This is a genomic window from Rhodococcus sp. X156, from assembly GCF_004006015.1.
Lineage (GTDB): Bacteria > Actinomycetota > Actinomycetes > Mycobacteriales > Mycobacteriaceae > X156.
Genome location: NZ_CP034766.1, coordinates 1595509 through 1618719, shown reverse-complemented (window position 1 = coordinate 1618719; position 23211 = coordinate 1595509). Strand labels below are relative to the sequence as shown.

Here is a 23211-nt window from a genome sequence, read left to right as displayed (position 1 = left end):
GCGCAGCCACCATCTTCTTCCGACACCAGACGAGGTCACCCATGCCGCAAGGACAGCCCACCACCGTGCCCGACGACGGGCTCAGCACCCGCCAGCGCCGCAACCGACCGCTGCTGATGGTCCACACCGGAGACGGGAAGGGGAAGTCCACCGCCGCGTTCGGCCTGGCCATCCGCTCCTGGAACCAGGGCTGGAACGTCGGGGTGTTCCAGTTCGTGAAGTCGGCCAAGTGGCGCATCGGCGAGCAGACCGTGCTGGAGCGTCTGGGGCGGCTGCACGAGGAGACCGGCGAGGGCGGTCCGGTGGAGTGGCACAAGATGGGCGCGGGCTGGTCGTGGAGCCGCAAGGCCGGCAGCGAGGACGACCACGCCGCCGCAGCCGCGGAGGGGTGGGCGGAGGTCAAGCGCCGCCTGGCCGCCCAGACCCACGACCTGTACGTGCTCGACGAGTTCACCTACCCGATGCAGTGGGGCTGGGTGGACGTCGACGACGTGGTGCAGACGCTGGCCAACCGGCCCGGCCACCAGTACGTGGTAATCACCGGCCGTCGCGCCGATCCCCGCCTGGTGGAGGTGGCCGACCTGGTCACCGAGATGACCAAGGTGAAGCACCCGATGGACGCCGGGCAGAAGGGTCAGCGGGGCATCGAGTGGTGAGCGCGCTGCCCCGGCTGGTGCTGGCCGCGCCCGGAACGGGGCAGGGCAAGACCACCGTGGCCATCGGGTTGATGGCCGCGCTCACCCGCGCCGGTCACCGGGTGAGCGGGCACAAGGTGGGCCCGGACTACATCGACCCCGGCTACCACGCGCTGGCCTGCGGGCGGCCCGGCCGCAACCTCGACCCGCACCTGGTGGGCGAGGGCCGGGTGGTCCCGCTGCTGCTGCACGGGGCTGCGGGGGCTGACGTGGCGGTGGTGGAGGGGGTGATGGGGCTCTTCGACGGCCGCAACGGCGGCCACGGCTTCGCCTCCACCGCCCACGTCGCCGCGCTGACCCGCACCCCGGTGGTGCTGGTGGTGGACATCTCCCGTGCCTCCCGCACCATCGCCGCCGTGGTGCACGGCCTGGCCACCTGGGACTCCAACACCGAGGTCTGTGGCGTCATCCTGAACAAGGCGGGCTCCCCGCGGCACGCCGCCGAGGTGGCCGCGGCCATCGACCTGCCCGTGCTGGGCGTTCTGCCCCGTGACGACGCGGTGGCTGCCCCGTCGCGCCACCTCGGCCTGGTGCCCGCCGCGGAGCGGGAGCTCTCCGCCGCTGCCCTGGACCGGCTGGCCGAACAGATCACCGAGCACGTCGACCTCGACGCCGTGCTCGCCCTGGCCCGCACCGCCCCCGAGCTGGACGCCCCGGCGTGGGACCCGGCGGCGGAGGTCACCGCAGCATCGGCGCGGCGGCCGGTGGTGGCAGTGGCCGGCGGGCGCGCGTTCACCTTCCGCTACACCGAGACTGACGAGCTGCTGGCCGCCGCCGGCTGCAAGGTGGTGCCCTTCGACCCGCTGGCCGACACGGCGCTGCCCGCCCGGACCGCCGGGTTGTACCTGGGTGGCGGGTTCCCAGAGGTGCACGCCGCCGAGCTGTCGGCCAACGAGCCGCTGCGCCGGGCGATCGCCGCCGCCGTGGCCGACGGGGTGCCCACCGTGGCCGAGTGCGCCGGGTTGCTGTACCTCTCGCGCGCCCTGGACGAGCACCCGATGGCCGGGGTGCTGGACGCCGACGCGGCGATGACCGACCGGCTCACCCTGCGCTACCCGGTGGCGCGGGCCGCCACCGACTCCCTGCTCACCCGCGCCGGCGAGTGCGTCACCGGGCACGAGTTCCACCGCACCCACACCATCCCGCAGGCCGGGGATGCCCCGGCGTGGATCGTGGACGGCGTGGTGATCGGGCACACCGGGGCGACGCTGCACGCCTCCTACCTGCACACCCACTGGGCCGGGCACCCCCAGCTGGCGCAGCGCTTCGCCGACGCTGTGCACGCGCGGATGTGACATCGCCGAGCCCGTGTCACACGGACATCACCCGTGCTCGTTCACAGTTCCCATTGACACAGTGTCCGTAAGGACCACGATTCGCTGACGTACGAAGAGTCCAACCAGGACCGACATGGCCATCGGAGCAAAGTGAGCTTGAGCAGATTCGTTCGCTACTTCGTCCCGTAGCTGGGAGTGTTCTGCAAGCTGATCGGCGGCCCACGCGGGCAAAGCTACGATCAGCCGGCGCACCCCTGCGACACGACTTGGGAGCCGAGCCCACGATGATTCTGCCCAAGGTCCGCGACCTGCGCATGGTCACCATCCGTCGGGGCGGCACGCTGACCGACGACGATCACCACCTGCTCGCGCTGTGGGCCGCCGACTGCGCCGAGCACGTGGTTGGCTACTTCGAGCGTGAGCGGCCGGATGATTCGCGACCACGGGACGCGATCGCCGCCGCCCGCGCGTGGGCGCACGGCGAGATGCCGATGCTGCAGGCACGCGCGGCAGGGGGACACGCGATGGGTGCTGCCCGACCACTGGCCGGCGCGGCCCGGTTCGCCGCCTACTCGGCCGGGCAGGCTGCCTGCGTCGGACACGTCGCAGAGCACGATCTCGGTGCCGCGGCCTACGCGATCAAGGCCGTGCGGAGCGCGCAACCCGATGATGCCGGGGCAGGTCGGGCCGAACGTGATTGGCAACGCGCTCGCCTCCCGAGACCGGTCCGCAAGCTCGTCCTCGACGACCAGGCCCGGCGAAACGACATCTGCTGGTCAGCCTTCTCCGAGAGCACCCACTAGAGCTGCAGCACGATCTTGCCCACGTGGTTGCGCTGGCTGAGCTCCTCCTGCGCCCGGGCGGCCTGCCCCAGCGGGAAGGTCCCGGAGATCACCGGCTCCACAGGTCGACGTGCGCGGGCGTGTGCATGCTGGCGCCAAAGAGCCGGCGTCAGGCCTTGGCGTAGACGGTGCCTCGGCGGATCAGCAGGGTGAAGGCGATGGTCAGCAGCCCACCGCCGATCATCAGCCCGCCCACCATGTTCAGACCGCTGATCGTGGGCGCGGCGCTGCCGGCGGCCGCGGCGGAGGAGGCCAGCAGCGTGGTGGCGATGGACGTGCCGATGCCTTGGCCCGCCATGCGCAGCACGGTGTTGGTGCCGGTCACCTCGCTGGTGTTGCCCTCGGGCACCGCCTCGACGATCAGGTTGGGCAGCGCGGTGTAGGCGAAGGCGGTGCCGATGGACACGGTGATCACCATCGCGACCATGCCGGCGACCGTCTCGTGCAGCACCAGCATCATCGCGCTGCTCAGGGTGAACAGCGCGGTGCCCAGCAGCATCGCCACCCTCGAGCCGACGGCCCGCGTGATGCGCCCGCTGAGCGGAGTACACACGAAGCCGAACATCGACCCGATGAAGCTCAGCCACCCAGCGTCGGTGGGTGAGATCCCCAGTCCGAACGGCGCGGTCGTCGGCGACTGCAGGATCATCGGGATGATCATCGTGGAGATGCCCAGCGGGCCGACGGCGATCGCCAGGGTCGCGCACATCGTCAGCGCGATCTTGCGGTCGGTGAACATCCGCACGTTGATGACCGGATCGGTCACCCGCAGCTCCCACTGCACCCAGAGGGCCAGCACGGCCAGGCCACCGACCACCAGGCCGAGGGTCTTGGGGTCGCTCCAGCCCCAGGCGCCGGACTTGTTGATGCCCAGCAGGATCGCCCCGATGGCCGGCGCGAACGCCAGGGTGCCGACGTAGTCCACCTGCTGCGTGGCGCCGGTCGGCCGGCGCCACGGCAGCACGAACCACACCAGCAGCAGGGACAGCACGGCGTAGACGGCGGCGACGACAAAGATCATGTGCCAGCTGGCGTGGTCGAGCATCAGGCCGGCCACCAGCAGCGAGGCCGAACCAGCGGCGACGGCGGAGCCAGAGATGATCGCGATGGCCACTGGCACCTTGGCGACGGGCAGGTGCTCCCGAGCCAGGCCGATGCACAGCGGCAGGATCGCGCCGGCGACGCCCTGGATGGCGCGGCCGATGATGATGCTGCTGATGCTGTCGCCGATCGCGCTGACGAACGAGCCGATGGCGGCGGCGGCCAGCAGGACGACGAGCACGCGCTCCCGGCCGTACATGTCCCCGAGGCGTCCGCAGACCGCGGCCGAGGCCGCAGCCACCAGCAGGAAGGCGGTGACGGCCCAGCCCACGGTGGCGGCGTCGCTGTCGAACTCCTCGATGAACGTGGGCAGCGCCGCGAACACCATCGACGTCTCGAACGCGCTGATGACCTCCACCGCCACCAGCACGGCGATGATCACCCACGCGGGGCGCTGTCGAGCGAAGCGGCCGCGCAGCGCCGGGGAGGTCTCGGTGCTGCTGCCAGCATGGTCGGCGGGCACGGGAGCGGGTGGTGGCAGCGTCACGGTGGTCCTTCGGCAGGGTGCGTGCGCACGTCAGCACAGCCGGGGCAGCAGCGCTGTCGGCCTGGGCGTCGTGCATGGTCGGATCTGCCGGCCGCCTTCGGCCGCGCGGCCAGCCGGCGGGCTGGCACAGATCGTGTTGTGGTGGTCGTCCTCAGGACGGTCGGTCGGAGGACGCGTGGTCGAGCTGCGCCGCCGTGGCGCCGACGTGAGCGAAGCTCCGCACGGTGCGGGTCACCGTGGGTGCATCAGGCCGGTGACCGTGGTCTGGCGCATGACGCCTGACGGTAGGGCGACCGCGGAGAGCCGGTCAAGAACCCTCATCCGCTGAGCGGGACGTCCCAGGTCCCCGAGGTTCGACGGCACGGGAGGTGCTCGACGAGCCAGCTGACCCGTACGATCGGAACCGGGCAATTCGCCCATAACGTGAGCTGGTTCGGGAACCAGGCGCGGCGCAGAGTCGTTGCGCTGTCGACCCTGCCCCACGACCTGAGAGAGACATGGACGCAGACAGTACGAACCCCCTTGTGCCGGCCACCAGTGCTGCGACAAGGGGGTGCAGAGCCTGATGTGGGTGTTGACACTGCTGCTGGGCGTCCTGGTGATCCTGGCCATCACCGCGGTCACGGGCTACTTCGTGGCCCAGGAGTTCGCGTACATGGCGGTCGACCGCTCCCGGCTGGGCGCGCGAGCCACCGCCGGAGACGCCGGCGCCCAGCGTGCCCTGGCGGTCACCAAGCGGACGTCCTTCATGCTCTCCGGCGCCCAGCTGGGCATCACCGTCACCGGGTTGCTGGTCGGCTACGTCGCCGAGCCGCTGGTCGGTGAGTCCATTGGTGACGCGCTCGGTGGAGTCTCGGTGCCCACCGGCGTGGGCATCGCGGTGGGCACGGTGCTGGCACTGGTGTTCTCCACGTTCATCCAGATGCTCTTCGGCGAGCTGTTCCCCAAGAACCTGGCCATCGCCCGGCCCGAACCGGTCGCGCTGTGGCTGGCTCGGTCCACCACCGTCTACCTGGCCCTGTTCGGGTGGCTCATCGCGATCTTCGACCAGGCCTCCAACCTGCTGCTGCGGGCACTGCGGATCGAGCCGGTGCACGACCTCGAGCACTCCGCCACTGCCCGCGACCTCGAGCACATCGTGGCCGACTCCCGCCAGAGCGGGGACCTGCCGGGCGAGCTCTCGGTGCTCCTCGACCGCATCCTGGACTTCCCGGACCGCGACGCCGAGCACGCGATGGTCCCCCGCTCCCGGGTGGATGCCGTGCACGTCGCCGACTCCCTCGCGCAGGTGCGCGCCCAGATGGCGAGCGGGCACTCCCGCTACCCGGTGCTCACCGACGACGAGCAGGTCGCCGGCGTGGTGCACCTGGTCGACGTGCTGAGCGCCACGCAGCCCGACTCCACCCCGGCCCGCGACTTCATGCGACCCGCGGTGGTGCTCCCGACCGCGATGAGCCTGCCCGACGCGCTGCGCGAGCTGACCGAGACCCGCAACCAGCTGGCCTGCGTGATCGACGAGTACGGCGGGTTCGCCGGCGTGCTCACCGCCGAGGACCTCGCCGAGGAGCTGGTGGGTGAGATCACCGACGAACACGATCCCGCCACCCCCACCATCGTGCCGCGCGACGACGACGGCACGTGGGTGATGGCCGGCGACATTCACATCGACGAGGTGGAGCGGGCCATCGGCCGTGACCTGCCACGCGGTGACTACGAGACCATCGCCGGACTGGCCATCGACCAGCACGGCGCCCTGCCCGAGCCCGGGACGCGCATCGACGTCGAGCTGCCTCTGGATCCCGCCGACCTAGCCCGTGCCGACGATCCCGTGCCGGCCTGGTTGCGCGTCGAGGTGATCGAGATCGACCGGCACGTGCCGTCCCTGGTCCGCGTGGTCTTCCCGGCCGACCCAGCTGGGGAGGAAGACCGATGAGCAGCCCCTGGGTGATCGTCGCCGTCACCGTGGTCATCATCGCGCTCAGCGCGTTCTTCGTCGCCGTCGAGTTCGCGCTGCTCGCCGCCAAGCGGCACCGCCTGGAGGACGCCGCCGCCAACAGCCGCTCGGCCCGCGCCGCGCTGCGCAGCTCCACCGAGCTGACCGTGCTGCTGGCCGGCTCCCAGCTGGGCATCACCGCGTGCACCTTGGCGCTCGGTGCCATCACCAAGCCCGCGGTGCATCACTGGCTCACTCCTGCCTTCGAGTCGTGGGGGGCGCCGCTGTGGGTCGCCGACGTCGGCGGGTTCGTCCTGGCCCTGGTCATCGTGACGTTCCTGCACCTGGTGGTCGGTGAGATGGCCCCGAAGTCCTGGGCGATCGCCCACCCGGAGACCTCGGCCACCCTGCTGGCCATCCCGATGCGCGGCTTCATGTGGCTGACCCGTCCGCTGCTGACCGGGCTCAACAACATGGCCAACTGGTGCCTGCGCAAGGTGGGGGTGGAACCGACCGGCCAGGTCGAGTCGGGACAGAGCCCGGACGACCTGCGTCACCTGGTGGAGCACTCCGCCAACGTGGGAGCCCTGGACCCGTCGTACTTCGCCCAGCTCTCCGGCGCCCTGGACCTGCAGACGCTCACGGTGAGCGACCTGCTCACCGCCCCCGGCGCGCCCACCACGGTGGCGGTGGAGGCCACGGTCGCCGACGTGCAGACGGCCACCCGCTCCTCCGGGCACCTGCGCATCCTGGTGGGTGACCGGCACACCGTGCACGGCGTGGTGCACGTGCGCGACACCCTCAACCAGCCCGTGGAGCGTCCCGTCGTCGAGCTCATGCGGCCGGTGTTCACCCTCGAGCCGCACACCCCGGTCTACGTGGCGCTGGCCTCGATGCGGGAGACCCGCAACCACCTGGCGGTGGTCACCGACGGCACGTCGGTGGCAGGGGTCATCACCCTCGCCGACGTGCTGGCCCGGCTGTTCCCACGCACCGTCGCGGCGGGATGAGACGGGCGGTCACCGGGCGGCCGGGCAGCTGGCCAGCGTGAGTTCGCGGGCCAGCGCGGTGCTCGCGTGCAGGGTGTCCAGGCCGAGGGGCTGCGTGGCCAGCGCCCCCTCGTGCAGCACCAGGAGCTGGGTGGCCAGCTGATCGGGCTGGGTGCAGCCGGCCGCGGTGGCCAGACGCTGGAAGAGGTTCAGCAGCCAGTGCTTCTGCTCGACGGCCAGGCGGTGCGCGGGGTGCGCCGGCTCGGGCAGCTCGGCGAGAGCGTTGATGAACGCGCAGCCACGGGAGCTCGTCGCGCTCCACTCCTGCAGGGCCACGAATGGCGCCGTCACCGCCGCCACCGGGTCGCCGGCGGCGGCGGCGGTGTCCTCCACCAGCGCACGCCAGCGCTCACCGCGGGCGGTGAGGTAGGCCAGCACCACGGTGTCCTTGGAGCCGAACTGGTTGTACAAGGTGCGCTTGGTGACGCCGGAGCGCTCCGCGATGAGGTCGACGCCCACAGCGGTGATGCCCCGGTTGTAGAAGAGGTCCTCGGCGGCCTCCACGATCCGCTGGCCGGCCGGAGTCAGGGGTCGATCGGTCTCCATCTCGCGCTCCTTCACCGATCGGTCTACCGTTGCCAGCACAGTTCACCGATCAGTGTAGCGATGGAGGTTGGTCATGACGGTGCCCGAGACAGTGTCGGCGGCAACGATGCAGGCGGTGCGGATCACGGCGCACGGCGGACCGGAGGTGCTGGAGGTGGTGCAGGTACCGGTCCCGGCTCCGGCTGCGGGACAGGTGCTGGTGCAGGTTCGGGCGGTGGCCCTGAACAACACAGACCTGTGGACCCGCCAGGGCGCCTACGGGTTGCCCGGGGATCCCGATGCGCTGGCGGGGTGGCGTGGGCCGGTGGACTTTCCGCGCATCCAGGGTGCCGACGTCGCGGGGATCGTCGCGGCCGTCGGTCCGGACGTCGCGGAAGACTTGGTGGGCCGTCGGGTGGTGATCGACCCCGCGCGCTACGACGCCGAGACGCCCGACGCGAACCCGGTGGGGTTGATGGGCAGCGAGTGGGACGGCGGGTACGCCGAGCACGTGCTCGCGCCGGCCCAGCGCATCCACGACGTGACCAGCTCCCCGCTCTCCGACGCCCAGCTGGCCGCGCTGCCCACCGCGTACGGCACAGCGCTGGGCATGATCGAGCGCGGTCGGGTGCGCGCGGGCGACACCGTGCTGGTCACCGGCGCCTCCGGTGGAGTGGGCCTTGCGGCGGTGCAGCTGGCCCGGGCCCGCGGGGCCACGGTGCTCGCCGTCAGCAGTGGCGCCAAGCTGGCGACCGTGCGCGAGGCCGGGGCCCACGAGGTGATCGACCGCGGCGCCGACGTGGTGGAGCAGGCGCGCACTGCAGCCCCGGACGGCGTCGACGTGGTGCTGGACGTGGTGGCCGGTCAGCTGGTCGGCGAGGGGCTGCCCTTGCTGCGCGAGGGCGGCAGGTGGGTGATCGTCGGTGCCCTCGGCGGGCACGAGGTGGCGTTCGACGTGCGCCGGCTCTACCTGCACAACATCCAGCTCATCGGCTCCAGCATGCACACGCCAGCGCACTTCGACCTGCTGATGGACACCGCGCGTGCCGGGCAGGTGCAGCCGGTGATCGCAGCGACCTTCCCGCTGGGGCAGGCCGCCCGGGCGCAGGAGGAGCTCGGCCAGCGCAACCACGTGGGAAAGATCGTGCTGCAGCCCTAGGTGTAGTGACCTGGGAGGTTGTTGACGGTCATCCGGGGATCCGCGATCACGGCCGGCGGGGGAAGCTGATGCGCATCAGCCGGCTGTTGGCCCAGTCTTCGAGCCGAGTCGGCCGGATGGTGCCGGGGTCGTGGGGCTGGTTGAGATCCGCGACGATCTCCACCAGCACGGCCTGACGTTCAGCTGGGTCGGTGACAGGCGTGGCCCGGGCAGGCAGATCTGCGCGAATCCCGTTCTTGAGGTGGAAGGTGAAGTGGGGATTGGCGAGAAGGTTCGCATGCCAATCGGTCGCGGCACCGCCGGCGCCGCTGCACAGGTAGGTGGTGCCCGCAGCTCGGTAGAAGAAGATCTCGATGCGGCGTGGCCGGCCAGTGCGGCGCCCCAACGTCGTGATGTCGATGATCCGTTCTCGGGTGCCCGCGGCGGGGGTGATCTCGATGGCTCGCCGGATGTGGTTGGGCAGGTGGGACAAGGACGCGTCCCCTGCGGAGTTGTTCGACCCGGTCGCGCCTGGAGTGCTCATGCGGTCTCGGCCTGAAGGGCGGGGCCGAGGAGGAGTCCACCGTCGATGACGTGCTCCGACCCCGTGATGAACGACGCGTCTGATGACGTGAGGAACAGGAGAAGCCGGGTGACGTCGGTCGGCTCCCCGAGCCGGGGGATGGCGAACGGCTCGGGTGAGTAGAAGTCGGCGATTGCCGCGGTGGCGCCGGCTGCTGGTTCGGAGATGAAGGGGGTCGCGATCACGCCGGGGTGGATGGTGTTCACGCGGATGTGGTCGCGGCCGAGCTCGAGCGCTGCCGTGTGGGTGAGGCCTCGCACGGCCCACTTGCTGGCGACGTACGGCGCGTAGTGCGCCGTGCCGCCCAGGCCCATCGTGGAGGCGATGTTGACGATGGCTCCCCCTCCTGCGCGGCGCAGAGCGGGGGCGGCCACCTTGATGCCGAGGAAGGTCCCGGTGAGATTGATGCCGAGGATGCGCGACCACGTGGCCTGGTCGGTGTTCTCGATCGTTGCCGGCGGGTTCTGCACGCCCGCGTTGTTGACGAGCACGTTCAGGGCACCGAAGACGCTCTCGGCGGCGAGCACAGCGGCGGACCACGAGCTCTCGTCGGCGACGTCGAGGCGGGCGAAGTGAGCGCGGGACCCGAGCTCGTCGGCGAGAGCGGCGCCGCGTTCGGTGTCGATGCCGGCGATCACCACGTTCGCTCCCTCCGCGTGAAAGGCGCGCACGTGGCTCGATCCCTGGCCACCGGTCCCACCGGTCACGAGCACGGCTTGGTTGTCGAAGCGGTTCATCAGATGTTCCTCCGGTACGTGGGTCACTGACCGGGATCCATCGGCGGTGAACGGCCCCAGGCCGATGGCGAGTCGAGTGACTCACCACTTCCCTGACACTAGGTCGGCGGCAATGGTGAGTCAAGCCACTCACCTCCTATGCTCAGCTCATGAGCAGGGACGTACCGACGTACCACCAGCGCGTCGCCCAGGAGAAGCGCGCGCTGATCGTGGCGGCCGCGACCGCACTGTTCCTCGAGCTGGGCTACGACCGGACGTCGCTGGCGCGGATCGCAGAGCGCTCGGGGGTCTCGCGGGCCACCTTGTTCAAGCAGTTTCCGAGCAAGGCTGCCCTGTTCGACGCCATCGTCACCGAGTCCTGGTCGACAGCTGACGAGGAGGATCCTCCGCCGGCAGGCAACGTCGTCGACGGGCTCAGCGCCATCGGTCGCCGTTACGCCGAGCTGTTGAGCCGGCCCCAGATGACCGACCTGTTCCGGATCGTCATCGCCGAGCTGCCGCGGTTCCCGGAGCTGGCCCATGCGCAGTTCTCGCAGGGGAAGATGCCCTACTTCGAGTCCGTGCGCAGCTACCTCCTGGCTGAGCACGAGGCGGGAACGGTGTGGGTCGAGGACGTGGACCTCGCCGCCACCCAGTTCCTGGGCATGATCTCCAACTACGTCTTCTGGCCGACCCTGCTGGTGCCGGGCTGGGAGGTGAGCGCCGAACGCGTCGCTGAGGTGGTCGACGAGGCCGTCCGCACCATCGCCGCCCGGTACGCCACGACTGGACCAGAGGCGTCCACCGACGACTGAGTCCCACCGACCGCCAAAGGAGCTGATGCCTACGCAGTCGAGGCCGTCGTCACCAAGGGCATGCGGGGCACGGGACGGACACCCAAGACGTCCTGGGTCCTTCTACGGTCGACGGAGTCAACGGGCTCTGGCCTGCTCCAGACCTGCGGGCAGGAGTGGCTTGCCCTGTCGCACTCGTTGGCTGACCAGCGCCGTGACGTCGTACTCGTGGCCACTCTCGGTGCGGACAATCGGGTGGCCGTTCGGCCACACGTGCCAGCGGGCGCCCTCCACGTGCTGCACGAGAACGTCGCCGAGGTACATGCCGACCTCGTTGTCCAGCGCCGGCGCGATCTCCGGGTCCTGCACCCAGTCGTCCAGCGCGCTGTCCACCAGCACCAGGTCGTCCGTCGACCCGGTCAGCGCTTGTCCCCGCTCGGCCAGCCACCCCTCGAGCTCCTCGCTACTGGTCCTTTCGGAGGAGACACTCTTGAGATCGGCAGGCAGGTCGCGCACGTCGAACACCGCTACGCCTCGTGCCATGCCGCGCTTGGGTCCGCGCGGCCAGGGCCATCGCAGGATCATCGGTTCAGCCTTGCAGCCTTTGTGCAGCAGCAGGAATGGCGCGTCAGGTGGTGGTGAGGACCACCAGGTCGAACTCCAAGCCCTTCGCCAGCGCGGGAGTCAGCGACCGCACCCGTGCCCGCTCCCCCACCTCTCGGTTGCTGATGACGCACGCGATCCCCTCGGCGTGTGCAGCAAGCCAGGACTCGAGCACCGAGTCCAGCTCGGACACCGCGCCGTGGGTCACGGGTACACCGGTGCTGCGCACGGACGTCGGCACCTTGGCGTCGGGCAGCACGGCCCGGATCACCGGCTCCGCCTCAGCCATCACCTCGGTGGGCGTGCGGTAGCTGATGCTCAGCGTTGCGACCTCCGCGCGGGGAAGCCCGATCCGCGCCAAGCGTTGCTGCCACGACTCCGGGAACCCATGCCGGGCCTGCGCGCGGTCGCCGACGATGGTCGCGAGGCAGGGCCGCGTCGTCGACGAGCACGTCGCGCAGGTCCTCCCAACACATTCTGGCCAGGGCAGGACGTTTGCTGGAAACGCCCACGCCCCGGGCAGTTCCCCACCTAGGCTCGACGGCCATTGCCGGCGGAGAAGGTGACGACGAGGCGGGGTGCAGTGGACTACCCAAAGCTGGGGAAAGCGATCCGCAAGGCCAACTACGGGCCGCTGGGCGGCTACCTCCTCGCCGCGGTCGTGTTCGGTGCGCTCCGGGGTCCGAGCGAGCACATGCTCTTCGCGGGTGTGGTGGCGGCGCTCTTCACCGGCATCTCCATCACCCTCAAGTACCTCGAGGCCGAGGAGTCACGACCCGGATCGCACCCCTCTGACCCCGAGGGCGAGGTGCAGTCCCCTCCCGCTTGCGGGCACGAGGAAGCCGGTGTGAATCCGGCGCAGTAGTGATGGTCGGGGTCGGAGTCGCGCTGCCGACGCACAGCGGTGATCCAGGCACGGCGGGAGCTCGCACCGAGCCTCCGCGTGCGCACCGCGGCCGGGCATACCGCGCACCGCCGCCGTGTGTCTAGAGCGCGATGAAGAGCAGCACTGACAGCAGCAGCGCACCAGCGCTCAGCAGGACCATGCTGGGTGAGTTCTGCCGACCGCGGGTGCTCTTGTAGACCAGGTTGGTCAGGGAAAACCCGATGCCGACCAGCAACAACAACCAGGCTGCGTCCTCCATCGGATTCCTACCTTCTCCGTGCACCGCTGGCTGACAATTGCACTCGCCGGCGCTGCGCAGGGTCACTGAGCAGTCGTGGGTCCTCCGGCATTCTGCCCCACCGGCACTCGACCACGGCGGCGTTCCATCAGTCCATCGTGGTTCGGCGACCGGGCCACCCGACGAAGGCACGCTCTGGGCACACGTGCGGACCGGAGCACGCCCGTTCTACGCCGGACCCCGACCAACCTTGCCAGCCAGGCCCTGAGCAGTGACCCACGCCAGTGCGGCGGCCACGTCAGCCACCGTGCGCAGCCCGGCCGGCAGCGGCGGCCGGCGCACCACCACCACGGGCACTCCCAGCTCCGCCGCGGCGTGCAGCTTGGCGCGGGTGTGCGCTCCGCCGGAGTCCTTGGTGACCAGCACGTCCGCCCGGTGCTCGGCCAGCACCGCACGCTCACCGTCCACTGTGTACGGTCCTCGGCTGCGCAACAGCTGCCAGCCCGGTGGCAGCGGCTGCTCCGGCTCGTCCACCACGCGGGCCAGCACGGCGTGCTCCGCCAGCGGCCCCACGAACCGCCCGAGCTCCTGGCGGCCCACGGTGAGGAACGGCCGCTGGCCGGCCGCGGCCTGGGTGGCGGCCTCCTCGTGGGAGTCCACCCACGTCCAGCTGCCCGGGTCGTCGGCCGCCCAGCCCGGCCGGGCCAGGCGCAGCAGTGCGGTGCTGGTGCACGCGGCAGCCGCGTTGGCGGTGATCTGGGCGGCGAAGGGATGGGTGGCGTCCACCACGGCGTCGAAGTCCGCGGCACAGGCCCGCAGTCCCGCCACTCCGCCGAAGCCGCCGATGCGCACCTGTCCCACCGGCAGCCGCGGCCGCTGCACCCGGCCGGCCAGCGAGGAGACCACCTCGACGCCCTCCGCCACCAGCGCCGCGGCCAGTGCCCGGGCCTCGGCGGTGCCGCCCAGCACCAGCACCCTCACCGGCTCGCCCCCGGCTCCAGCAGCCGCAGACCCGCCGGTGCCCCCGCCTGGGCCAGCGCCAGCAGGGCGTCCACGTCCAGGTGGCGCTCCACCAGGTCGCCGAGCAGGTCGAGGCGCCGCTGCCGGGCGGCGGCAAAGCTCACCCCGGACGGGGTCCACCCGGGCAGCGCTCCGGCCAGGTAGGCGCTGCGGGTGGCGTCGTCCTCCAGGCTGCCGTGCACCATCGTGCCGGTCACCGACCCCGCGCTGAGCTGGCCGGTAGGACGGCCGTGGTGGATCTCGTAGCCCGCCGGATGGTGCCGCCGCAGCACCTTCTCGGGGGTGAACTCGGTGCGCACGTCCAGCAGGCCCAGACCAGGCACCACGGCGCCGGGGCGGTCCTCCACGCCGTGCGGGTCGGCGATCTCGGTGCCCAGCAGCTGGCAGCCGCCGCAAATGCCCAGCACTGGCCGTCCGGCCCGGGCGTGGTCGAGCACCGCCCGGTCCAGACCCTGCTCGCGCAGCCAGCGCAGGTCGGCCACGGTGGCGCGGGTGCCGGGCAGCACCACCAGCTCGGCGTCGGAGAGCTGGCGCGGGTCGGAGGCGAACACCACGTCCAGGCCGGGCTCCAGGCCCAGCGCGTCGACGTCGGTGCCGTTGCTGATCCGGGGCAGCCGGACCACCGCGACCTTGCGCCCCGAGCCGCGGGATCGACGCCCCTGCAGGTCGAGGGCGTCCTCGGAGTCCAGCCAGACGTCGGGGTGCCAGGGCAGCACCCCGTAGGTGCGCCGCCCCGTGAGCTCGGCGAGCCGGCGCAGCCCCGGCTCGAGCAGGGTGGCGTCGCCGCGGAGCTTGTTGACCACGAAGCCCGCCACCAGCGCCTGGTCGGCCGGCTCCAGCAGGGCCACGGTGCCCAGGAAGGCGGCGAACACCCCGCCCCGGTCGATGTCGCCGACCACCACGGTGGGCAGGTCGGCATGCCGGGCCAGCCCCAGGTTCACGTAGTCGCCGGCGCGCAGGTTGATCTCCGCGGGGCTTCCCGCACCCTCGGCCACCACCACCTCGTACCGGCTGGCCAGGTCGTCGTAGGCGGCGTGCGCAGCGGCGGCGAGGTGGCGACGACCGTCCACGAAGTCCCGGGCCGACACCTCGCCGGCGGGCCGGCCCAGCAGCACCACGTGGCTGCGCCGGTCGCTGCCGGGCTTGAGCAGCACCGGGTTCATCGCCACCTCGGGCTCGGCGCCGGCGGCGAGCGCCTGGATCCACTGCGCGCGGCCGATCTCCGCACCGTGACCGTCCGGGCCGGTGACCACCATGGAGTTGTTGGACATGTTCTGCGCCTTGTAGGGCGCCACCCGGACGCCGCGGCGCGCCAGCGCCCGGCACAGCCCGGTGACCACCAGCGTCTTGCCCGCGTCGGAGGTGGTGCCCGCCACCAGCAGCCCGGCCATCAGGGCCGCTCCCGGCGCAGCAGCAGCACGTCCATCACCCAACCGTCGGCGGCACGAGCCCGCTCCCGGGCAGCCACCAGCTGGGCCTGCACGTCGCTCACCCGGCCAGCCACCAGCTGCTCCCCCGGTGCGCCGAGGTTCGCGCCGTACCAGACCTGCCAGTCGGCCAGCCCGTCCAGCCGCACGGTGCTGTTGAGCATCACCACCAAGTTGTCCTGTCCCGCGTCGACCGCCTCCCGCAGCCGTCGACCGGTGGTGACGTGCACCGGCTGGCCCACCTCGTGCAGCACCACGCGGTGCCGCGCGGCCAGCAGCTGCGGGGCGCTGATGCCCGCCACCACCTCCACCGTCACGTCACCGTCGGCGGCGAGGGCGTCGACCAGCCGCAGGGTGGAGTCGTACAGCGACGGGTCGCCCCAGGCGAGCAGGGCCACGTCGCCGGGCCGCTCGGTGAGCACCTGCCGGTAGGCCGCGACGCGGGCAGCGTGCCAGTCACGCACTGCCGCGGGGTAGTCGGCCGGGTCGGCGCGGTCGCGGGGCGGGTCGGGCACCACCACCAGCGGCACGTCACCGAAGCGGCGGCACACCTGCGCGCGCACCGCCACCAGCGGATCGTCAGCGCCCTTGACGAAGGACAGCACGTAGTCCACTGAGGACAGTGCAGCCGCCGCCTCCGGGGTGACGTGCTGCGGGCCCATGCCGATGCCGATCACCACCAGCCGCCTCATGCGCGCCCGTCCTCCAGGTCGCCCTCCAGCTCCAGGTACACCTGCTGCATCGCGGCCAGCAGCTGCGGGTCCGGCTCGGCCCACAGGCCCCGCTCGGCGGCCTCGTGCAGCTTCTCCACGATGCCGCGCAGCGCCCACGGGTTGGACGTGCGCATGAAGTCCTGGTTGGTCTGGTCCAGCACGTACTCCTGGGCCAGGGCGGCGTACATCCAGTCGTGCACCACCCCGGCGGTGGCGTCGAAGCCGAACAGGTAGTCCACCGTGGCGGCCAGCTCGAAGGCGCCCTTGTAGCCGTGGCGCTGCATGGCGCCGATCCACCGCGGGTTGACCACCCGGGCGCGGAACACCCGGTTGGTCTCCTCCTGCAGGGTGCGGGTGCGCACCGCGTCGGGTGCGGTGGAGTCGCCCACGTAGGCCTGCGGCGCCGTGCCGGTGAGCGCACGGACGGTGGCGACCATGCCGCCGTGGTACTGGAAGTAGTCGTCGGAGTCGGCGATGTCGTGCTCGCGGGTGTCCACGTTCTTGGCGGCCACGGCGATGCGCCGGTAGCTGCTGCGCATGTCGTCGGCCGCCGGCACCCCGTCCAGGTCGCGGCCGTAGGCGAAGCCGCCCCAGGAGGTGTACACCTCGGCGAGGTCGGAGTCGTCGCGCCAGCTGCCCTGCTCCAGCAGCTGCAGGATGCCCGCTCCGTAGGAGCCGGGCTTGGAGCCGAAGATGCGGGTGGTGGCCCGCCGCTGGTCGCCGTGCTCGGCGAGGTCGGCGCGGCTGTGCGCGCGAACGTAGTTGTCCTCGTCGGGCTCGTCCAGGGCCGCCACCAGCCGGACGGCGTCGTCGAGCATGGCCACCACGTGCGGGAAGGCGTCACGGAAGAACCCGGAGATGCGCACCGTGACGTCGATGCGGGGCCGCCCGAGCTCGGCCAGCGGCACCACGTGCAGGTCGCTGACCCGCCGCGACGCCTCGTCCCACTCCGGTCGCACGCCCAGCAGCGCCAGGACCTCGGCGATGTCGTCGCCGGAGGTGCGCATCGCGCTGGTGCCCCACACGCTCAGCCCCACCGAGGCCGGGTACTCACCGGTGTCGTCGAGGTAGCGCTGCAGCAGCGAGTCGGCCATCGCCTGGCCGGTCTGCCACGCCAGGCGTGAGGGCACGGCGCGGGGGTCGACGGTGTAGAAGTTGCGGCCGGTGGGCAGCACGTTGACCAGGCCGCGCAGCGGGGAGCCCGACGGCCCCGCGGGGACGAACCCGCCGTCCAGGGCGTGCAGCACCGCGTCCAGCTCGTCGGTGGTGCGGGCCAGCCGCGGCACCACCTGCTCGGCGGCGAAGCGCAGCACCTGCTGCACCTGCGGGTCGTCGTGCAGCGCCACCGCGGCGTCGGGCACCCAGCCGGCGTCCTCCATGCCCTGCACCAGTGCCCGAGCCCGCTCCTCCACCGCGTCCACCGCGGTGACCGCCTCGTCGGCCTTGAGTCCCAGCGCCGCCCGCAGCCCGGGCACCGCCTGGGACTGCCCGCCCCACACCTGCGCCGCCCGCAGGATGGCCAGCACCAGGTTGACCCGCGCCTGCCCCTGCGGCGCCTGGCCCAGCACGTGCAGGCCGTCGCGGATCTGGGCGTCCTTGATCTCGCAGAGCCAGCCGTCCACGTGCAGCAGGAAGTCGTCGAACTCCTCGTCGCCGGGCCGCTCCTCCAGGCCGAGGTCGCGGTGCATCTCCGCGGCGTGCATCAGCTGCCAGATCTCCCCGCGCACCGACGGCAGCTTGGCCGGGTCCATGGCGGCGATGTTGGCGTGCTCGTCGAGCAGCTGCTCCAGCCGGGCGATGTCGCCGTAGGTCTCCGCCCGCGCCATCGGCGGGATGAGGTGGTCGACGATGGTGGCGTGCGCCCGGCGCTTGGCCTGCGCCCCCTCTCCGGGGTCGTTGACCAGGAACGGGTAGATCAGCGGCAGGTTGCCGATGGCGGCGTCGGTGGCGCAGGACGCTGACAGCGCCGCGTTCTTGCCGGGCAGCCACTCCATCGAGCCGTGCTTGCCCAGGTGGACCACCGCGTGCGCGCCGAAGCCGTGCTCCACCCAGCGGTAGGCGGCCAGGTAGTGGTGGCTGGGGGCCAGGTCGGGGTCGTGGTAGATGGCCACCGGGTTCTCCCCGAACCCGCGCGGGGGCTGGATGAGCAGCACCACGTTGCCGGCCTGGATGGTGGCCAGCACGATCTCGCCGGCGTCGTTGGTGAACAGCGTGCCCGGTGCGGCTCCCCACGCCGCGACGACGTCGTCCATCAGCTCCGTGGGCAGGTCTGCGGTCCACCGCCGGTAGTCGGCGGGGCTGATGCGCACGTGCGCGTCGGTCAGCTGCGCGGCGGTGAGCCACTCCTCGTCCTGACCGCCGGCGGCGATCAGCGCGTGGATCAGGGCGTCGCCGGCCTGGGTGTCAGCGGCCTGGGTGTCAGCGGCCTGGGTGTCAGCGGCCTCGGTGTCAGCGGGCAGGTCGAGGCCGGGGATCTCCCCCGGTGCGCCCAGGTCGTAGCCGGCCTCGCGCAGCCGCCGCAGCAGCCGGATGGTGGAGACCGGGGTGTCCAGCCCCACCGCGTTGCCCACCCGGGAGTGCTTGGTGGGGTAGGCCGAGAGCATCAGCGCGATCCGGCGCTGGGCGGGCGGGACGTGGCGCAGGCAGGCGTGGTTGACGGCGATGCCCGCCACCCGGGCGGCGCGCTCGGGGTCGGCCACGTAGCGGGGCAGGCCGTCGGCGTCGATCTCCTTGAACGAGAACGGCGCGGTGATGATGCGGCCGTCGAACTCCGGGATGGCGATCTGGGTGGCGGAGTCCAGCGGCGTCACCCCGTCGTCGGAGGCCGCCCACTCGGCGCGGGTGGAGGTCAGGCACAGCCCCTGCAGCACCGGGATGTCCAGCGCCGCCATCCGCTCCACGTCCCACGCCTCGTCCGCACCCCCGGCCGAGGCGGTGGCCGGCACGCTGCCCCCGGCGGCCAGCACGGTGACCACCAGGGCGTCCAGGCTGCCGAGCGCGGTGTAGAGCTCCTCCGGCGCCGAGCGCAGCGACCCGGCGAAGATCGGCACGCCCACGGCGCGGCCGGTGGCATCCACCGCGTCGGCCAGTGCGTGCGCGAAGGCGGCGTTGCCGCTGACCTCGTGGGCGCGGTAGTAGAGGACACCGACGCGGGGCAGGCCGTCGGCACCGGGGGCGCGCTCGGCGAAGCCCCACACCGGGACCGTGGCCGGCGCGGCGAAGCCCTCCCCGGTGAGCAGCACGGTGTCGGACAGGAACGCGTGCAGCTGAGCCAGGTTGGCCGGCCCGCCCTCGGCCAGGTAGGCGTGCGCCTGCGCGGCCACGCCGATGGGCACGGTGGACAGCTCCGTCAGCTCGGCACTGGGCTGCTGCTCCCCGCCGAGCACCACCACCGGCACGCCGCTGGCGCGCAGGGCGGTGAAGTCCGCACCGAGGTCCTGCGGGCCGCCGAGGATGCGGACCACGGCCAGGTCGGCGCCGGCGGTCACCTCCGCCCAGCTGCGCGCCGCGAGACGGGCGGGGTTGGCCCACCGGTAGTCGGCGCCGCTGGCGCGGGCGGAGAGCAGGTCGGTGTCAGAGGTTGAGAGCAGCGCGATGCGCACGGGTTTCTCCTCGGGGTTCTCGCCCCTGGTCGACGGAGGTCCCGTGGCCAGTGTCTGGCTGCGCCGGCCTCCACCCTGAGGTGGGAGCCGGCTTCACAGTGGCGGAACCGCCCCGGAGTCACACCGGGTTCCTGGGTCCACGAGACGTTGTGGCGAGCAGCGTAAGCCACGGGCTGCGGGGACTAGCCCCGCAGCCCGGTGACGCCGGCCCTCACTCGTGGCGGGAGGGCTTCGCCGTCACCTCGACACCGCCGAAGAACGCCACCGCGCGCAGTCGGATCACCGGGGCCCCGGGGACCGCCGACGCTCCGCTCGCCGTGACGCTGCGACCGCCGAAGAGGGAGAAGCCGGTCATCTCCACCCGCGTCCCCTCTGGCACCGTCACCTGCACCCCGCCGAAGGCGGCGTAGCACTGCAGGTCCAGGACGTCTGGGGGCAGCTCCGCCTCCCGGAGGTCCAGGGTCACCCCACCGAACAGCGCCACGGCGACCACTCGCTGCGCCGGACGCCACCGCCCGCGGCGCTCCGTGCCGCCGAACACCGCGACGATGGGGGCTGACCGGGCCGGCCGCTCGTCGGAACGCTTGCTCAAGTCCATGGTGGACACAATAGCGACACCGGGTGGATGTGAGGGTTGGCTAACCTGACGGGGTGCAGCCCCTCGAGCGCCTCGTGGCCACGGACGTGCTCCCGCCCGGCCGGGTCATGCTGGCGCAGGCGCCCTTCGCCCAGCAGCTCGCGGCCGTCGGGACTGACCTGCCGGTGGGCTCCGACGCCTGGTGGCAGCGGGTCGCCGCCCTGGGTACCCCGCTGCGCGCGCAGCTGCCCGGCGCAGGTGAGGTGCTGGTGCTGGTGCACCGGTCCACCGCGCCCGTGGTCTACGCCGACCTGGCCGGCTACACCGACCGCACCGACCTGCGCCACGGGGTGATGGACCGGGTACCCGGCACCGACGTCTGGACCGCCTGCTTCCGCCTGGAGCCCGGCTGGATCGGCAGCTACACCTTCATGCCGCTGCCCGAGGTGCCCCGGGCACCGGGCCCGCGCAACACGCCGGAGACCCGGGCCTGGTGGGTGGAGCTGATCAGCAGGGCCTGTCTCGACCCGCTGAACCCTCGGCCGCCGCTGCCCTCGCTGCGCACGCACCCGCACCCGGAGCTGCGCTCGGTGGCCGCCGACCGCCCCGCGGACGTCGAGGCGGCGACGAGCACCACCGCCGGGCAGCCGGGGACGGTGCAGCAGGTCACCTGGACCCGGCCGGGGGCTGGGCTCGAGCACCCGGTCTGGCTGTACGCCTCGCCGACCACTGCCGGAGCCGGTGAGCTGGCCGTGGTGGTGGTGTTCGACGGCCAGGTGTGGGCGGAGCTCGGCCTGCCGGCGCTGCTGGACGACCTCGTCACCCGGGGCGTGCTGCCCCCGCTGGTTGCCGTGCTGGTCAGCTCGGTGGACCTGCCGCGCCGGGCGGCCGACCTCACCTGCAACCCCGACTTCATCGACGAGGTGAGCGACCACCTGCTCGGCGGCGTCGTCAAGGACTGGGCCCGCGGCCGCAGCCTGGTGGTGACCACAGATCCCGCGCGCACGGTCGCGGTCGGGCAGAGCTACGGCGGACTGGCTGCGTTCTTCGCCGGCATGCACCGCCCCGACCGCTTCGCCCGAGTGCTCAGCCAGTCCGGCTCCTTCTGGTGGCCGAGCCCCGGCAACGCCGCCGCCCGGCCCATCTCCCAGTGGCTGCGCCACGCCGAGCCGCGTCCCACCCGGACCGTGCTGCAGCACGGCACGCACGAGGAGCAGGTGGCCGACGGCAACCGCGAGGTGGCCGCCCTGCTCGCCGAGCGGCAGGAGTGGCACCAGGTGCTGGCGCAGCCGGGTGGACACGACTGGGCGTGGTGGCGGGCGAAGCTGGGTGCGGGGCTGGCGGCGCTGCTCGCACCCTGACACGCCGGCCAGCGACCGTGACGGGCACGCCGGGAACAACATAGGCTCGTGTCCTGTTGGGCGTGGTTGACGCCGCCCCACGGCCCTCCTCTGTCCCCGAAAGGCATCCCTTTGACTTCGCCTGTCTCCACCACCTCTGCTGCTCCACCTCGGACTGGGCGGTTGATCGCCCTCCTGGTGGCCGCCGCCTTCGTCGTGATCCTCAACGAGACGATCATGAGCGTGGCGCTGCCCGACCTGATGGTCGAGTTCGAGGTCGGCGCCTCGACCGCGCAGTGGCTGACCACCGGCTTCATGCTCACCATGGCGGTGGTCATCCCCGTCACCGGCTACCTGCTGACCCGGCTGTCGCTGCGCACGGTGTTCGTGATCGCGATGTCCAGCTTCGTGGTCGGCACCCTGGTCGCGGCCTCCGCGCCGGTGTTCGGCGTGCTGGTGCTGGGCCGGATCATCCAGGCCGTGGGCACCGCGATCATGCTGCCCCTGCTGTTCACCACCGTGCTCAACGTGGTCCCCGCGGAGCGCCGTGGGCGCACCATGGGCGTCATCTCGATCGTCATCGCCGTCGCCCCCGCGGTCGGCCCCACCATCGGTGGAGTGGTGCTGGACCAGCTCAGCTGGCGCTGGATGTTCTGGCTCGTGGTGCCCATCGCGGTGCTCGCCACCGTGCTGGGTGCGATCTGGGTCCGCAACGTCACCGAGCCGCAGCGAGTGCCGCTGGACGTGGTGTCGGTGGTCTTCTCCGCGTTCGCCTTCAGCGGTCTGATCTTCGGGCTCAGCAGCATCGGCCAGGACGCCGAGGGCGCCGCGCTCATGCCGCCGGTGATCCCGCTGGCAGTGGGTGTGGTCGCGCTGGCGCTGTTCGTCTGGCGCCAGCTGCGCCTGGGTGACAAGGCGCTGCTGGACCTTCGAGCCTTCCAGACGCGGGACTTCTCCGTCGCCGTCGTGCTGGTGGCCATCAGCATGATGGCGCTGTTCGGCACCTTGATCCTGCTGCCGATCTACCTGCAGAACGTCCTCGACCAGTCCACCCTCACCACCGGCCTGATGCTGCTGCCCGGTGGTCTGGCGATGGGCTTCCTCGGCCTGGTGGTCGGCGCGCTGTTCGACAAGATCGGCCCGCGCCCGCTGGTCCTTCCCGGTGCCATCATCTCCAGCGCCGCCCTCTGGGGCATGACCACGCTGGGCGTGGACACCAGCATCGGCACCGTCATCGCGTGGCACATCCTGCTGAACATCGGCCTGGCGTTCATGTTCTCGCCGCTGCTCACCGCCGCGCTCGGCGCCCTGCCGCAGCGGCTGTACTCCCACGGCAGCGCGATCGTCAGCACGCTGCAGCAGGTGGCCGGTGCCGCCGGTACCGCGCTGTTCATCACCGTGATGACGCGCACCACCGTGGCCGGCGCCGAGGACGGCACCGACCCGGTGACCTCCCTGAGCGAGGGCATCCACGGTGCGCTGGTCTGCGGCGCGGTCATCTCGCTGCTGGCCATCGTGGGATCGTTCTTCGTCCGTCGCCCCGCGGCTCCGGTGGACCCGCTGGCGATGGCCACCGCAGGCAAGACCAACCAGGTGGACGCCGACCGCGAGGCCTCCCCGGTCGGCTGACCTGGCGCTGGACGCAACCCCCAAGCCGCAGCCCCC

At 72.0% G+C, this 23211-nt stretch carries 22 protein-coding genes, 1 pseudogene and 1 riboswitch; of the genes and pseudogenes, 10 read left to right on the top strand and 13 right to left on the bottom strand.

The genetic code is table 11. From position 1 onward, the window contains the following. Window positions 1-41: 41 nt before the first annotated feature. The 3 genes from cobO to ELX43_RS07620 all read left to right on the top strand — a co-directional run bounded on the left by cobO (window position 42) and on the right by ELX43_RS07620 (window position 2775). A complete protein-coding gene (gene cobO / locus ELX43_RS07630) occupies window positions 42-656 on the top strand; it encodes a cob(I)yrinic acid a,c-diamide adenosyltransferase (protein ID WP_127782846.1) in 615 nt (204 codons plus the stop codon). Further along, window positions 653-1990, top strand: coding sequence for a cobyrinate a,c-diamide synthase (locus ELX43_RS07625; protein WP_127782845.1), 1338 nt, complete (start codon window positions 653-655; stop codon window positions 1988-1990). Before cobO ends, ELX43_RS07625 begins: the two co-directional genes overlap by 4 nt. 266 nt (window positions 1991-2256) lie before the next feature. After that, window positions 2257-2775 carry a putative immunity protein gene (locus tag ELX43_RS07620; RefSeq protein ID WP_127782844.1) on the top strand — a complete coding sequence of 173 codons (519 nt, stop codon included), beginning with the start codon at window positions 2257-2259 and terminating at the stop codon, window positions 2773-2775. Here ELX43_RS07620 and ELX43_RS18275 read toward each other — a convergent pair. Both ELX43_RS18275 and ELX43_RS07615 read right to left on the bottom strand, forming a co-directional pair. After that, complete coding sequence (locus ELX43_RS18275; protein WP_346773870.1) at window positions 2772-2927, bottom strand: zinc-binding dehydrogenase; 156 nt, start codon at window positions 2925-2927, stop codon at window positions 2772-2774. The two genes, ELX43_RS07620 and ELX43_RS18275, sit on opposite strands and share 4 nt — an antisense overlap. After that, window positions 2924-4297, bottom strand: coding sequence for an MFS transporter (locus ELX43_RS07615; RefSeq protein ID WP_127784754.1), 1374 nt, complete (start codon window positions 4295-4297; stop codon window positions 2924-2926). Before ELX43_RS07615 ends, ELX43_RS18275 begins: the two co-directional genes overlap by 4 nt. Window positions 4298-4964: 667 nt before the next feature. Here ELX43_RS07615 and ELX43_RS07610 point away from each other — a divergent pair. Next, on the top strand, window positions 4965-6335 hold the full coding sequence (locus ELX43_RS07610; RefSeq protein WP_164860702.1) for a hemolysin family protein: 1371 nt from the start codon (window positions 4965-4967) through the stop codon (window positions 6333-6335). Next, window positions 6332-7345, top strand: a complete 1014-nt coding sequence (locus tag ELX43_RS07605; protein ID WP_127782842.1) for a hemolysin family protein — start codon at window positions 6332-6334, stop codon at window positions 7343-7345. Before ELX43_RS07610 ends, ELX43_RS07605 begins: the two co-directional genes overlap by 4 nt. A gap of 9 nt (window positions 7346-7354) precedes the next feature. On the opposite strand, the gene ELX43_RS07600 is transcribed toward ELX43_RS07605, so the two are convergent. Continuing rightward, entirely contained in the window at window positions 7355-7930 is a 576-nt protein-coding gene (locus tag ELX43_RS07600; RefSeq protein ID WP_127782841.1) for a TetR/AcrR family transcriptional regulator, read from the bottom strand. Between the two features lie 73 nt (window positions 7931-8003). Between ELX43_RS07600 and ELX43_RS07595 the strand changes: the two genes are divergently transcribed. Then, window positions 8004-9068 carry a zinc-binding dehydrogenase gene (locus ELX43_RS07595; RefSeq protein WP_127782840.1) on the top strand — a complete coding sequence of 355 codons (1065 nt, stop codon included), beginning with the start codon at window positions 8004-8006 and terminating at the stop codon, window positions 9066-9068. A gap of 46 nt (window positions 9069-9114) precedes the next feature. Here ELX43_RS07595 and ELX43_RS07590 read toward each other — a convergent pair whose 3' ends face one another. Together ELX43_RS07590 and ELX43_RS07585 are read right to left on the bottom strand one after the other, a co-directional pair. Continuing rightward, window positions 9115-9591, bottom strand: a complete 477-nt coding sequence (locus ELX43_RS07590; protein ID WP_127782839.1) for a nitroreductase/quinone reductase family protein — start codon at window positions 9589-9591, stop codon at window positions 9115-9117. After that, on the bottom strand, window positions 9588-10367 hold the full coding sequence (locus ELX43_RS07585; protein WP_127782838.1) for an SDR family oxidoreductase: 780 nt from the start codon (window positions 10365-10367) through the stop codon (window positions 9588-9590). Before ELX43_RS07585 ends, ELX43_RS07590 begins: the two co-directional genes overlap by 4 nt. 149 nt (window positions 10368-10516) lie before the next feature. Here ELX43_RS07585 and ELX43_RS07580 point away from each other — a divergent pair, with 149 nt between their 5' ends. Further along, entirely contained in the window at window positions 10517-11161 is a 645-nt protein-coding gene (locus tag ELX43_RS07580; protein WP_127782837.1) for a TetR/AcrR family transcriptional regulator, read from the top strand. A gap of 117 nt (window positions 11162-11278) precedes the next feature. On the opposite strand, the gene ELX43_RS07575 is transcribed toward ELX43_RS07580, so the two are convergent. Together ELX43_RS07575 and ELX43_RS07570 are read right to left on the bottom strand one after the other, a co-directional pair. Next, complete coding sequence (locus tag ELX43_RS07575) at window positions 11279-11683, bottom strand: DUF6278 family protein (protein ID WP_127782836.1); 405 nt, start codon at window positions 11681-11683, stop codon at window positions 11279-11281. A 97-nt stretch (window positions 11684-11780) separates the two neighbouring features. Next, window positions 11781-12164: pseudogene (locus ELX43_RS07570) on the bottom strand (AAA family ATPase); the annotation flags it as partial. Between the two features lie 162 nt (window positions 12165-12326). On the opposite strand from ELX43_RS07570, the gene ELX43_RS17605 reads away from it, so the two are divergent. Further along, a complete protein-coding gene (locus ELX43_RS17605) occupies window positions 12327-12608 on the top strand; it encodes a hypothetical protein (protein ID WP_164860529.1) in 282 nt (93 codons plus the stop codon). A 121-nt stretch (window positions 12609-12729) separates the two neighbouring features. Here ELX43_RS17605 and ELX43_RS17600 read toward each other — a convergent pair whose 3' ends face one another. The 6 genes from ELX43_RS17600 to ELX43_RS07545 all read right to left on the bottom strand — a co-directional run bounded on the left by ELX43_RS17600 (window position 12730) and on the right by ELX43_RS07545 (window position 20227). Beyond that, window positions 12730-12888, bottom strand: a complete 159-nt coding sequence (locus ELX43_RS17600; protein WP_164860606.1) for a hypothetical protein — start codon at window positions 12886-12888, stop codon at window positions 12730-12732. A 207-nt stretch (window positions 12889-13095) separates the two neighbouring features. Beyond that, on the bottom strand, window positions 13096-13848 hold the full coding sequence (locus ELX43_RS07565; protein WP_127782835.1) for a cobalt-precorrin-6A reductase: 753 nt from the start codon (window positions 13846-13848) through the stop codon (window positions 13096-13098). Next, window positions 13845-15278, bottom strand: coding sequence for a cobyric acid synthase (locus tag ELX43_RS07560; protein WP_127782834.1), 1434 nt, complete (start codon window positions 15276-15278; stop codon window positions 13845-13847). The genes ELX43_RS07565 and ELX43_RS07560 overlap by 4 nt, the downstream gene beginning before the upstream one ends. Continuing rightward, window positions 15278-16006: a precorrin-6A synthase (deacetylating) gene (gene cobF, locus ELX43_RS07555; RefSeq protein ID WP_127782833.1), complete on the bottom strand. Its 729-nt coding sequence runs from the start codon at window positions 16004-16006 to the stop codon at window positions 15278-15280. Before cobF ends, ELX43_RS07560 begins: the two co-directional genes overlap by 1 nt. Then, the gene (gene cobN, locus ELX43_RS07550; protein ID WP_127782832.1) at window positions 16003-19629 is read right to left on the bottom strand and encodes a cobaltochelatase subunit CobN; all 3627 of its coding nucleotides are present in this window, start codon (window positions 19627-19629) and stop codon (window positions 16003-16005) included. Before cobN ends, cobF begins: the two co-directional genes overlap by 4 nt. Window positions 19630-19656: 27 nt before the next feature. Continuing rightward, window positions 19657-19815: riboswitch (cobalamin riboswitch) on the bottom strand. 25 nt (window positions 19816-19840) lie between these two features. Next, window positions 19841-20227: a LiaF domain-containing protein gene (locus ELX43_RS07545; protein ID WP_127782831.1), complete on the bottom strand. Its 387-nt coding sequence runs from the start codon at window positions 20225-20227 to the stop codon at window positions 19841-19843. 53 nt (window positions 20228-20280) lie between these two features. Here ELX43_RS07545 and fes point away from each other — a divergent pair, with 53 nt between their 5' ends. Together fes and ELX43_RS07535 are read left to right on the top strand one after the other, a co-directional pair. Continuing rightward, complete coding sequence (gene fes / locus ELX43_RS07540; RefSeq protein WP_127782830.1) at window positions 20281-21567, top strand: enterochelin esterase; 1287 nt, start codon at window positions 20281-20283, stop codon at window positions 21565-21567. A gap of 105 nt (window positions 21568-21672) precedes the next feature. Then, the gene (locus ELX43_RS07535) at window positions 21673-23175 is read left to right on the top strand and encodes an MDR family MFS transporter (protein WP_241249883.1); all 1503 of its coding nucleotides are present in this window, start codon (window positions 21673-21675) and stop codon (window positions 23173-23175) included. Window positions 23176-23211: the final 36 nt, after the last annotated feature.